The sequence below is a fragment of the Arthrobacter sp. ZGTC131 genome, assembly GCF_002929275.1.
GTDB lineage: Bacteria > Actinomycetota > Actinomycetes > Actinomycetales > Micrococcaceae > Arthrobacter.
This window is the reverse complement of sequence record NZ_PJIK01000016.1, coordinates 92,496-104,332: the sequence shown is the minus strand read 5'-3', so window position 1 is coordinate 104,332 and position 11,837 is coordinate 92,496. Positions and strand designations below refer to the sequence as shown.

Annotated in this window: 9 protein-coding genes; 6 read left to right on the top strand and 3 right to left on the bottom strand. The window is 67.2% G+C overall.

Going from position 1 to position 11,837, the window contains the following annotated elements:
* Positions 1–702: 702 nt before the first annotated feature.
* The 3 genes from CXQ90_RS18020 to CXQ90_RS23060 all read right to left on the bottom strand — a co-directional run bounded on the left by CXQ90_RS18020 (position 703) and on the right by CXQ90_RS23060 (position 6,062).
* A complete protein-coding gene (locus tag CXQ90_RS18020; RefSeq protein ID WP_104140729.1) occupies positions 703–2,700 on the bottom strand; it encodes a multicopper oxidase family protein in 1,998 nt (665 codons plus the stop codon).
* Positions 2,701–2,797: 97 nt separating this feature from the next.
* Complete coding sequence (locus CXQ90_RS18015; protein WP_104140728.1) at positions 2,798–4,708, bottom strand: cytochrome c oxidase assembly protein; 1,911 nt, start codon at positions 4,706–4,708, stop codon at positions 2,798–2,800.
* Between the two features lie 397 nt (positions 4,709–5,105).
* Positions 5,106–6,062: a hypothetical protein gene (locus CXQ90_RS23060; RefSeq protein ID WP_258064587.1), complete on the bottom strand. Its 957-nt coding sequence runs from the start codon at positions 6,060–6,062 to the stop codon at positions 5,106–5,108.
* On the opposite strand from CXQ90_RS23060, the gene CXQ90_RS23055 reads away from it, so the two are divergent.
* Genes CXQ90_RS23055 through recN form a run of 6 tightly spaced genes read left to right on the top strand, consistent with a single transcriptional unit; the run spans position 6,051 to position 11,834 of the window.
* Positions 6,051–6,941 carry a hypothetical protein gene (locus tag CXQ90_RS23055; RefSeq protein ID WP_258064586.1) on the top strand — a complete coding sequence of 297 codons (891 nt, stop codon included), beginning with the start codon at positions 6,051–6,053 and terminating at the stop codon, positions 6,939–6,941. The two genes, CXQ90_RS23060 and CXQ90_RS23055, sit on opposite strands and share 12 nt — an antisense overlap.
* A gap of 6 nt (positions 6,942–6,947) precedes the next feature.
* Positions 6,948–7,937 (top strand): HAD-IIA family hydrolase, encoded by a 990-nt coding sequence (locus tag CXQ90_RS18005; protein WP_104140726.1) that lies wholly within the window; start codon positions 6,948–6,950, stop codon positions 7,935–7,937.
* Positions 7,938–7,946: 9 nt separating this feature from the next.
* Positions 7,947–8,237 (top strand): hypothetical protein, encoded by a 291-nt coding sequence (locus tag CXQ90_RS18000; protein ID WP_104140725.1) that lies wholly within the window; start codon positions 7,947–7,949, stop codon positions 8,235–8,237.
* Positions 8,238–8,239: 2 nt separating this feature from the next.
* A complete protein-coding gene (locus CXQ90_RS17995; protein ID WP_104140724.1) occupies positions 8,240–9,052 on the top strand; it encodes a TlyA family RNA methyltransferase in 813 nt (270 codons plus the stop codon).
* 13 nt (positions 9,053–9,065) lie between these two features.
* Positions 9,066–10,091: an NAD kinase gene (locus CXQ90_RS17990; RefSeq protein WP_104140723.1), complete on the top strand. Its 1,026-nt coding sequence runs from the start codon at positions 9,066–9,068 to the stop codon at positions 10,089–10,091.
* 3 nt (positions 10,092–10,094) lie between these two features.
* Positions 10,095–11,834, top strand: coding sequence for a DNA repair protein RecN (gene recN, locus CXQ90_RS17985; protein WP_104140722.1), 1,740 nt, complete (start codon positions 10,095–10,097; stop codon positions 11,832–11,834).
* Positions 11,835–11,837 lie beyond the last annotated feature (3 nt).

Sequence of the window (11,837 nt, the reverse complement as noted above, 5' to 3'; positions counted from 1 at the left end):
GAACCCGGAAGCTAAGACCCACAGCGCCGATGGTACTGCACCCGGGAGGGTGTGGGAGAGTAGGTCACCGCCGGACAACCATTAGGTCGAGAGCCCCAACCAGCCATGGTCGGGGCTCTCCCGCATTTAACCCCCCTTCCACCTGCCCGGACGCCACAACGCTCTCCCACCTCCCGCACCCCTTAGCGTGTCCCTCTCCCACATCCTGCCGCCCAGAACGGGACGCTCTCCCACTACCTGTCGCCCGGAACGGGACGCACTCTCACTACCTGTCGCCCGGAACGTGACGCTCTCCCGCCACCCGTCGCGTAGAACGGGACGCACTCTCATTACCTGTCGCGTAGAACGGGACGCTCTCCCGCCCCCCGACGCCGGCGCGGCACCCCCAGGCCAGGCCGCCGCCCTCGACGCCGGCCACACTGGCAGAGCGTCGGAGATTTACCCGCCGGAAGTGACAGAGCGTCGGTGTTTATCCGGCAGGGAATGCTAGAGCGTGGCAGTGGGAGTGCGGAAGGTGGGAGAGGGTTTCGACTCGCTCAACCAGCGCCCTCCCGTGCCGTAGGCCGAAACCCGGTCCGCCGCCGTCGTGCCCTCAACCGTGCGTCGCCGCAGGCGAGTCTTGGAGAGTAGGTCACGGCCGGAGAACCATAAAAATGCCGAGAGCCCCATCCAGTCATGACTGGGGCTCTCGGCATTTAAGGCTCACCTGGTGCGCACCGTTGCCGACGCTGTGCCCCCTCGGCTCGAGTCCGCCCTGACCGCAGTGATCTGCCGCGAAGGCCCGGGCTTGGTTGTCCAGGACCAGATTCCCAGGGAGTTGATTGTGGTGGTGCCGATGCGGGTAGCCGCACGGCCCGGTGTGACGTCGTAGAGCGCCACGCTGGCGCCGGTCGCTGTGCCGGTGTACTTGGACGTTCCCGCGAAGGTGATGTCCTTGTTCAGCCGGTGCCTGGCGCTGGTGATCGTGACAACGTCCTTTTGGACCGTCGGCTCGGTAGTCACCGGTGCTGCAGGCTGCGACGTTACCGGCGCCGCAGCCTCCGTGGGCTGCGTGGAGCCGCCGGTGCCCTCGGTGGGCTGGGTGCTCCCCCCGTCCGTGGTTGGAACCGGCCCGATGTGATGCGGCCGCACGGCCTCGATGGGATCGTTGGGATCGGGGTCGTTGGGGTTGTAGCCAACGCTGAACTGGGCCATCATGTCGTGGTCCTCATGCGGCAGGTTGTGGCAGTGGATCATGTACCGGCCCCGGTGATGCTCGAACTTCATGAGCAGGCGCACCGTCTCGCCTTCGCCTACATACACGGTGTCCTTGGGGCCGCGCTCGTACGGGAAAGGCGGCCGCCCGTTGCGGCTAAGGATCTGGAAGTCCACCAGGTGAATATGCAGCGGGTGGAACCAGCCTCCCGAGCTGTTTTCAACTTCCCAGATTTCGACGTCGTTGAGGCCGGGGTCCGCCAGGACCTTCTTGTATCCGCTCTTGATGACTTCGTCCCAGGTCATGCCCCCAATGGTCCAGATGTCGTTGTCCCTCTTCACCCGCATGCGGCGGGTTTTGACGGACTGGGACGGGGTCAGGCTCATGGCCGTGCTGCCGGCTAGCTGCGTCGGCAGCACCTTCGCGGCGGGACCGGACGTGTCCACCGGATCGCCGGTGACGTCGAAGGCCATGATCCTGCCGGTGTTGTCGTAATCGACGTTGTTTTTGTTCGAGAGGTTCCGCAGCTCGACGCGCTTGCCTGCGGGGTACTTGGAGAAGTCAATGAGGATCTCGTAGCGTTCGGCACCTGACTGCCGCCATGACGTGACCTGCTGGGCGGACGGCATCAGGCCGCCGTCGGTCGCAACCATGGTTACCGGGTCTCCGGTGCTCAGCTGGAACCTGTAGGAGCGCGAGATGGACGCATTGAGGATGCGGAAGCGGTAAATGCGGCGCTGAACTTTCATGACCGGCCACGGCGCGCCGTTGACCAGGATCACGTCGCCCCACAGCCCGGAGTGGGTGTTGTCGTTGTAGCCTAGCTCTCCGCTGCGGGCAAACATGGCGTCGGAGATGGTCAGCGGCACATCGAACTTGCCCTGTGGCAGGAGGTTTCGCTCAACCTCGTCGTGAAGGTGGTACTGGCCGGCCAGGCCTGAGTACACGCTCTGGGCGGTGTTGTGGACAGCATGGTCGTGGTACCACAACGTGCGCGCGGGCTGGAAGTTCGGGTACTCGTAGTCCTTGCACATCCCGCGGCCGGTGATGTCGTTGGCGTACCCGTCGTACTGTGGCAAGGACGCGGAACCGTGAAGGTGGGTTGAAGTATCCAGGCGGTACCCCCACTGCGGGTGGAACAGCGGCAGGAGGTTATCCATTTCCAAGGTGATGCGTTCTCCCTGGTTCACCTTGATGGTGGGACCGGGGAAAGAGCCGTTGTAGCCCAGGATCGGCGTCTTCAGGCCTGGAACTATGCTGGCCATGCCGGCCGTCTGTTCGATCTGATAGAGGTGCGTCTTCTTGCCGTCGGCACCGATCGTATAGCTCTTAGGCTGGAGCACCGGCGGGATGGTGAGCTCCCGCTGGTAGGGCTTGGGCATGTTTCGCGGATCCAGCAGGCTTGCTGACTTGGCGCTGACCGACGACAACGGCACTGCGAGGCCTAAGGCCCCGATGATTCCGACGCCACCGATCTGGAGTGCTTGACGACGTGAAACTGGCATGATTTCCTCCGGCGGTCTGCTGAAAGTCCAATTGGTTTAGATGAAGAATGTAGGGTCCACCCTGCGAAAACCTTGCGAAAGCATGGGCCCTGAGGAATCAGGAACGGCTGGTTAGCTCCCGGGCACGATCGACTGCGCCGTGAGTTCTGTGCTGCGCCGTGGCGCGGCTTCGTGCTTGGACGACGACCGTCACGGCGGCGACGCCCAACGTGCCTGCCGCCAGGATCCACATCGCTGCGCCGGCAGGTTCGGGGACCCCCATGACGGAAAGATCCCACGGCTGCTGGACCGTAATCAGCCACTCCTGCTTCCTGCTGTCCGGCTGTTGGTCGGGCTGCTGTGACAGTGCCCAGCCATGAATGGCGTACAGGACCGCCGCCCCGCCGATGCTCATGAGCTTGGATGCCGGCCCTGAAGCCGGGCTGTCACCCGCGGACCCGGCCAGCGAAGCGACGAAGACGCAGCCGGACAGCAGCGCCAGCAGGGACATGGCTCCGTAACCGAGTTGCGTACGAGATGAGTATTCCAGCAGGGGCGTGTAGTACAAGACAGCCAGCACGGCAGCCAGCCCGACGGCGGGAACGTACGGCGTCGCTGTGGCGGCAAGAAACGGCCGGAGTGCAAGGCGGAGCACTTCCGCACCCCCAACAGATCCGTCAGCCCTGTGGTTTATGACCTGGGCGGCCAAGGTGAGCGGAGAAGCCGGAACCAGGAGGAGGGGAATGACCGTCATCAGAGCCATCTGGGTCAAGACATGTGCGCTGATGAGATACTCCTGTTGGACGCGGAGGCCTCCGCTTGTAACAGTGAAGAGGAGCGCCATGCCCAGGGTCCACAACATTAAGCGATAGCGAGGCCAGGGGCGGCCCTGCCGCCGCAGCCGTCGTGTTCCGGCCAGGTACAAGAAGACAGCAAAACCGCAGGCGAGGGTCCACATCGGGTCGGGTTTCCAGCTGAGGAACGGGTCGACGAGAGAAGGTATCCTCAGTGTCTCTTCCGAGAAGCCGGTACGGGTGACCGCGGGCGGCGGCGTACGGGCCAGCGCGGCCGCCATTCCCGACGCGGCCCCCATGACCGCCAGCTCGGCGACGGCCAGGACGGTGAATGTCATGGCGCCGCCGGCCGGATTTTTGTCCAGCCGGCGGATGACCCATCTTCGGTGCAGCGCCCCGAAAAGCCCCAGAACCACGAAGGCAACGCATTTGGCCGCGATGATGATTCCGTACGGCGACGCCAGTCCTTCGATGGAACCAACACCCGCCCACGCGGCCAAAAACCCTGTAACAGCCAAGGCCACGAAGGCGCCCAGCGCCAGCGTTGAGTAGCGCCGGACCACCGTGGAGACCCTGTCCGGGGTTAGCGCCCGGCGAAGGATGACGACGGCGATGAGGCCGCCGAGCCAGACGGCCGCCGCTCCCATGTGTATCACCACCGTGACAGTGCTGTCCGGGTGGCTCCCGCTTCCCGCGGCATGGGAGTTCAGAGCAAGCGGAAAGAGCCCGGCGAGGGCAAGCACCGCAGTGAGGGGCACATACCGCTGGCTCCGCGCTGCGAAACAAAGAAACGTCACGGCCGAGGCGATCAGAATGGTCAGGGCTCCCAGCCTGCCGGCGTCGACGTCGGCCAGGAAGCTGACGAATGCACCGCCGGAACCGTCCGAAAACAGCGCGAGGTTGGCCAGGGAGTGGAACGTCAGCAGGCTCGTCACCGAGGCGGCCGCCGTCCAGACCGCCGCCGAGAGGCCTGCGAGGTCAAGCGCCAGCCGAAAGGCATTTTCTTTGGGCCGGAGGGCGAAAAGTGCGAGCATAAGCGCCCCGATGGTGCAGGCGGCTGAGGCGTTGAATACCAGTTTGGCGATGGGCAGCCCCCACGCCACCGCCGGTCCGGTCCGATTCAGCGAGCCCGTATCGGCGCCCGCTTCGGCATAGTACGAAATCACCAAGGCAAGAAGGCCGCTTCCCAAAACTACCGCCGCGACGGCCACTGCCATTGTGCGTGACTTATTCATGGTTCTCCCTTAGCCGCTACCGTCGGGGAAAGTCTTGCCACGACTCCTTGGGATTTCCCTATGGACACCGGAGCCGGTCGCTGGTAATCGAGAGGCCGTCGGCAGCGCGTCGCAGGCGCGGGCCGGATCTGCACATGCAGCCGTTGTGAGGATTCACACGCCGGCCCCGCAAACGGCCTTGCCGTTAGTGGCAAGGACTGGCTCTCGCCTAGAATTGCAGGAGATACGCGGACGACGGGTGGTTTGCCCCGGGTCGCGCAGGACAATAAAACACGGACAAGAGCGGCTGCACATTGCGCCAGTGGTCGGCTCACTACAGGAGGAATCCACAATGGCTGAGCACAACGGCGGCAACCGCGGAGGAAATGACCGGGGACACTCGGGCAACAACCGCGGATCACAGGGCGGCCCATTCAGGGGGACCAACAACTCCGGTGGGGATCCCCGCGGATTCCGGGCCAAGGACGGCCGCGGCTCCGACGGTCCCCGCCGGGCTCCGGGAGGCGACGACCGTAAGCCGTTTGGCGACCGTCCGCGCCGTGAGGGCGAGGGCGAGCGCCGTAGCTTTGACAGCGGCGAGAAGAAGCCCTTTGGCGACCGTCCGCGCCGTGATGGCGGGGGTGATCGCCGCAGCTTTGGCGCTGGTGAGCGCAAGCCTTTTGGTGACAGGCCGCGGGGCGAGCGTGACGGCGAGCGTAAGCCGTTTGGCGATCGTCCGCGCCGTGAGGGTGAGGGTGAGCGCCGCAGCTTTGGCGCTGGTGAGCGTAAGCCTTTTGGTGACCGTCCGCGGGGCGAGCGTGACGGCGAACGTAAGCCGTTTGGCGACCGTGACCGTAAGCCGTTTGGTGACAGGCCGCGCGGCGAGCGTGACGGTGAGCGCAAGCCGTTCGGTGACCGTGACCGCAAGCCGTTTGGTGACCGTCCACGTCGTGAGGGCGAGGGTGAGCGCCGCAGCTTCGGTGACCGTGACCGTAAACCCTTCGGCGACCGTCCGCGCCGTGAGGGCGAGGGGGAGCGCCGCAGCTTCGGCGGCGGCGAGAACCGCAAGCCGTTCGGCGACCGGCCGGACCGGGCCCCGCGCAGCTTTGACCGCGGTGACCGCGGTGACCGCGGCGATCGCGGCGATCGCAGCTTTGACCGCGGCGATTCGGGGCCGCGTCAGTTCGGCCGCGACAGGGCAGAAGACCGCCCCGCCCGCGTGCCCAACGCCCGAGACCTCCGCAGCGCCAACCGCCCGGACCGCGAACGCTCTCCCGAGATTGACGAGGACGTCACGGGCAAGGAGCTGGACCGCGCCACGCAGCACCAGATCAAGACCCTCGAAGCGAAGAGTGCTGAATGGGTGGCACGCCACCTGGTCATGGCCGGACGCCTCATCGACGACGAGCCGGAGCTGGCCTTCCAGCACGCACTGGCAGCCAGCCGTCGCGGCGGCCGCCTTTCGGCCGTCCGCGAAGCCGTGGGCCTGACGGCCTACGCCGCCGGACACTACGGCGAGGCACTGCGCGAGTTCCGGACGTACCGCCGGATCAGCGGCTCCAACGTCCACCTTCCCGTCATGGCGGACTGCGAACGCGGACTGGGACGCCCGGACCGGGCGCTGGACGTCGTGCGCTCGGAAGAAGCCCAGGACCTCGACGCTCCCGGCAAGGTGGAACTGGCGATCGTTGCATCCGGCGCTCGCTCCGACCTTGGCCAGCTGGATGCGGCCGTAGCCGAACTTGAGATCCCGCAGCTGGACATTAACCGGGCCTTCTCCTACAGCCCCCGCCTGTTCCGCGCCTATGCAGACGCCCTCGCGGCAGTGGGCCGCGGAGCAGAATCCGAGAAGTGGCAGCGGCAGGCCGCCGTCGCCGAAGATGCCCTCGGCATGGGCATCTCCGAGGAGCCGGACATCATCGACCTCGGCTGGGATGAGGAAGAAGAAGCCCGCGAGGAAGCCGAGCGCAAGCGGCTGATCGCCCACGCCGCCGCAGACACGGCTCCCCAGGAGGCCCGGACTCCTGCCGCGCAGGCCGCCGGCATCACGGCGGCTGACGAAACTGCTCCTGCCGGGCCCGACGCTGCGTCCGCCGATGAAAACCTCGACGACGTTGAATCGGACTACTTTGAGTCCGACGACGCCGAGTCCGACGTCGACTCCGTAGAAGCGGAACTGGACGAGGACGAGGACGAAGACGCCGAGGCTGAGGCATCTGCCGAGGAGCCCCGGCACCAGGGTTCGGAGGACTAGGCGCGCATGAGTGAAGCCCATCTGATTTCGCGGTTCGACGCACTCCTCTCCGACCTGGACGGCGTAGTCTACGCCGGACCGCACGCCATCCCCGGAGCGGTCGAGTCGCTGCGGCGGCTGGCCGGCATCGGCGTTGGCCTCGGCTACGTGACCAACAACGCCTCGCGCACGCCGGCCCAGGTGGCCGCGCACCTGCGTGAGCTCGGGGCCCCCGCGGAAGACCACCAGGTGGTGAGTTCGTCGCAGGCGGCGGCGGAACTGCTGGCAACGCTCCTCCCCGCGGGCGCCGCAGTCCTGATCACCGGCAGTCCGGCGCTGGCCCACGAGATCGAGCTCGTGGGACTCAAGCCTGTGCACGGCGCCGAGGATAAGCCGGTGGCCGTGGTCCAGGGCTTCAATCCCGGAATCGGGTGGAAGGACCTCGCCGAAGCGTCCTACGTCGTGGCCGGCGGCGCTCTGTGGGTCGCCACGAACACCGACATGTCCATTCCGCAGGCCCGCGGGATTGCGCCTGGCAACGGTACCCTCGTGGCGGCCGTCGCCGCAGCAACACGCCAGACGCCCCTCGTCGCGGGCAAGCCCGAGGCGCCGCTCTTCCATGCCGCGGCGAAGCGGCTTTCCGCGGAGCGGCCGCTGGTGGTGGGCGACAGGCTGGACACGGACATCCTGGGCGGTAACAGGGCCGGCTTTGCCACGGTCGCCGTCCTGACCGGCGTCGACACCCTGGAAACCATCCTGGCTGCCAAGACGGACGAACGGCCCGGGTACATCATCCACGACCTGACCGGGCTGTACGAGCCGTATCCGGAGGTCAAGAGCGACGACGGAACGTACCGTTGCGGCGACGCAGCAGCGTCCGTGGACGGCAACGGCGTCCGGATCAGCGGTGACAAGGCGAACCTCGATTCGTGGCGTGCGGCATGCGCCGCATGGTGGGCGGCCCACCCGGATGCGGCGGAGCCCACGGCTCCCGGGCTCGAGTGGCTGGATCAATAGACTGGTGCCATGACCGAGCTGAATCAGAACGCCCTCGCCGGGGCCGCTCCGGACGTCGCCTGGCCCGAACTGCCACTTTCCCAAGCGGAAGACACCGAAGCCACGGTCACGGACTCCGCACCGTCCGCCAGCGCAGCTTCCGACAATACGGTCCAGGCAGTCCTCCGCCGGGTCAGGGACATTCCGGGGCTTCCGGTCTCCGAGCACCCTGCCACCTACGCGGACATGCATGACGCCCTGCTCGAAGCGCTGAACGAGGACACCCCGTCCGCGCCGGATGCCGGGCGCGGTGCCGCCTGACCATGGGCAGACTCGACCAGATACTCGTCAGCAGGGGACTGGCGCGGTCCCGCACGCATGCCGCGCGGCTCATCGCCGAGGGCAAGGTCTCGTCGGCGGGCGACGTGCTCGCTAAGGCGTCACTGCAAGTGGCCGATGACCGTGAGCTGACCGTGGCGGAAGACTCCACGGACGTGTACGTCAGCCGCGCCGGCCACAAGCTGGCCGGGGCGCTTGACGCGTTTCCCGCCGTCGCCGTCGCCGGCAAAAGGTGCCTTGACGCGGGTGCGTCCACCGGAGGTTTCACTGATGTCCTGCTGCGGCGGGGCGCCGCGCACGTGGTGGCGGTCGACGTCGGGCACGGCCAGATGGTGCCGCAGCTCCGAAGCGACCCCCGCGTGACTGTCCACGAAGGCCTGAACGTCCGCTACATGGATCCGGACGCGATCGGCGGCACGGCGGAGCTGACCGTGGCGGACCTGTCCTTCATTTCCCTGACGCTGGTGCTGGCACCGCTCGCAGCGTGCACCAGCCGCGGCGGCGACCTCGTGCTCATGGTCAAGCCGCAGTTCGAAATCGGCAAGGACAGGCTGGGGCGCACCGGCGTGGTCACGTCAGAGCGCGAACGGCGGATGGCTGTCGGTAAAGTGGCGGGAGCCGCCATCGACGCCGGGCTTGAACTGCGCGGACTGGCCGCGAGTCCCTTGCCCGGGCAGGACGGAAATGTCGAATACTTCCTGTGGATAAAACGAAGAATTGCCGAAGACTTGCCTAAGATCGAAGAGCGGGATGCAGCCGTGGCTGCGTTGCTGGGAAATATCTGGCCGAACCATTAGAGAGCGGAACCCGATGAGCAGGCGTGTACTGGTACTTGCCCACACCGGCCGCGAAGAATCCTTGAAGGCTGCCTGGGAGGCGTGCGCCCAGCTGCACGCCTCGGGCATCATCCCCGTGATGCAGAAGTCGGAGCTGGGGGACATGGAAGGGTTTTTCGGCCGGCTGGAGCAGCCGGTCGAGATCCTGCACGATCACATCCAGCTGCCCGACGTCGAACTGGTCATGGTGCTCGGCGGGGACGGCACCATCCTGCGCGCCGCGGAACTGGTGCGGGAAGTGGACGTACCGCTGCTCGGGGTGAACCTTGGCCACGTCGGCTTCCTGGCCGAAAGTGAGCGCGCGGACCTTGCCCAGACTGTCGAATGGATCGCCAGCCGTGAGTACACGGTGGAGGAGCGGATGACCATCGACGTCCAGGTCTGGGTCCGGGGCCACAAGATCTGGCACACCTGGGCGCTTAACGAGGCGGCCATCGAAAAGGGCAACCGGGAACGCATGCTTGAAGTGGTCACTGAGGTGGACGAACGTCCGTTGACGTCCTTCGGCTGCGACGGCGTGGTCCTGGCGACTCCTACGGGCTCCACCGCTTATGCCTTCTCCGCCGGCGGTCCCGTCGTGTGGCCGGAAGTGGAAGCCCTGTTGATCGTCCCCATCAGTGCCCATGCCCTGTTCGCGAAGCCCCTGGTGGTGTCGCCCCGGTCCCGGCTGGCCGTGGAAGTGCTGAACCGGACGGACGCCCAGGGCGTGCTGTGGTGTGACGGCCGGCGCTCGGTGGACCTGCCACCCGGCGCCCGCGTTGAGGTGACCAGATCCGCCACGCCGGTCCGGCTGGCCCGGACGCACCAGACGCCGTTCTCGGCGCGGCTGGTCCGCAAGTTTCAGCTGCCCATCCATGGCTGGCGCGGACCCGCTCCGCAGTCAGAGGCCATCCATACCGGCCCCGTGCCCATTGTGCACACGCCCCGGCCCATGACGCCCCCGTCCGCGCAGCATTTTGCCGCGCCCGGTGAAGAATCCGATCCGCCAACGGAGAAGTGAACCATGCTTGAAGAACTGCGAATCCGAGATCTGGGCGTCATCACCGACGCCACGTTGCCGCTGGGCCCCGGGCTCAGCGTGGTCACCGGCGAGACCGGTGCCGGCAAGACCATGGTGGTCACCGCCGTCGGACTGCTGCTCGGCGCGCGATCGGATGCGGGCGCCGTGCGCAGCGGAGCCAAGAGCGCCTCCGCCGAAGCCGTGGTGCGGCTCGACGCCGGGCACTTCGCCCTGGAACGAGCCAGGGACGCGGGCGCGGAGATCGAGGAGTTCGACGGCGGCGCGGAACTGCTGCTGGCCCGGCGCCTGGGCGCGGACGGACGCAGCCGGGCCTTCCTGGGCGGCCGGGGCGCGCCGGTGGGCGTGCTCGCCGAAATCGGCGAATCGCTGGTGGTGGTGCACGGCCAGTCGGACCAGATCCGGCTCAAGGGCTCCGCGGCGCAGCGTGAAGCCCTCGACAGGTTTGCGGGGGAGAACCTCGCCGCCACGCTAAGCGGCTTCCGGGAACTGTACGGCTCGTGGAAGTCCAGCCAGGCCGAGCTCGAATCGCTCCGCAGCGCCGCGAGGGACCGGCTGCGCGAGGCGGAGTCGCTGGAGGCGGCGCTGGCGGAGATTGATGCCGTGGACCCGCAACCGGGCGAGGACGACGCGCTCAAGGCCGAGGCCGTGAAGCTCGCCAACGTTGAAGAACTTCGCATCGCCGCCACCACGGCGCATCAGGCCATCATTGCCGAGGACTTCGCAGAGACCGGCGATGCCACGTCCCTCGTGGACGCGGCCAAGCGGACGCTGGAGCACGTGGCCGAGCACGACGAGGAGCTCGGCTCGGCGGCAGCGCGCCTCGCCGAAGTGGGCTTCCTGCTCAACGACATCGCCACGGAACTGGCCAGCTACCAGGCCGGGCTGGATTCGGAGGGCCCGGAGCGGCTGGCCGAGATCGAAGACCGCCGGGCGGCCCTGGCCAAGCTGGTCCGCAAGTACGCGCCGAGCATCGACGAAGTCCTCGTGTGGGCGGAAAACGCCCGTGTCCGCTTCGACGAACTCCAGGATGACTCCACCCGGATCGAGAGCCTCGACGCCGAAGTAGTGCGGGCCGAGGCTGAACTCAGGAAACAGGCCACGGCCATCAGCAAGATCCGGGCCAAGGCCGCCAAGGAGCTGTCAGCACGGGTCAGTGCTGAGCTGAAGGCCCTCGCTATGGCCGATGCCACGCTGGTGATCACCCTCGAAGCCGCCGGACAATTGGGGCCGCACGGCGCGGACGAGATTTCCTTCCTGCTGCGGCCTCACTCCGGCGCGCCTGCGCGGCCGCTGGGCAAGGGCGCCTCCGGTGGTGAACTTTCCCGCGTCATGCTCGCCATCGAGGTGGTGCTGGCTGCCGTTGACCCCGTGCCCACGTTCGTCTTCGATGAGGTGGACGCCGGGGTGGGCGGGCGCGCCGCCGTCGAGATCGGCCGGCGGCTGGCGATGCTGGCACAGCATGTGCAGGTTCTGGTGGTCACCCACCTGCCCCAGGTGGCGGCCTTCGCCGACCAGCACATCCGCGTGACCAAGACCTCCGTGCGGGGCTCCGACGGCGGCACCGCCACCGGGTTCACCTCCAGTGATGTTCAACTCCTCGACGAGGCGGAACGGGTCAGGGAACTGGCTCGGATGCTCGCCGGCCAGGAGGACTCCGAAACGGCCCAGGCCCACGCCCAGGAGCTGCTGGACGACGCCAAGCTGCTGCCGCAGCGCGCCTGAGGC

Bases quoted from the DNA above. Each gene is read 5' to 3' on its own strand.
- CXQ90_RS17995 (WP_104140724.1), top strand. From the start codon at position 8,240: ATGGGCAGACTCGACCAGATACTCGTCAGCAGGGGACTGGCGCGGTCC.
- recN (WP_104140722.1), top strand. From the start codon at position 10,095: ATGCTTGAAGAACTGCGAATCCGAGATCTGGGCGTCATCACCGACGCC.
- CXQ90_RS18015 (WP_104140728.1), bottom strand. From the start codon at position 4,708: ATGAATAAGTCACGCACAATGGCAGTGGCCGTCGCGGCGGTAGTTTTG.
- CXQ90_RS18000 (WP_104140725.1), top strand. From the start codon at position 7,947: ATGACCGAGCTGAATCAGAACGCCCTCGCCGGGGCCGCTCCGGACGTC.
- CXQ90_RS18020 (WP_104140729.1), bottom strand. From the start codon at position 2,700: ATGCCAGTTTCACGTCGTCAAGCACTCCAGATCGGTGGCGTCGGAATC.
- CXQ90_RS17990 (WP_104140723.1), top strand. From the start codon at position 9,066: ATGAGCAGGCGTGTACTGGTACTTGCCCACACCGGCCGCGAAGAATCC.
- CXQ90_RS18005 (WP_104140726.1), top strand. From the start codon at position 6,948: ATGAGTGAAGCCCATCTGATTTCGCGGTTCGACGCACTCCTCTCCGAC.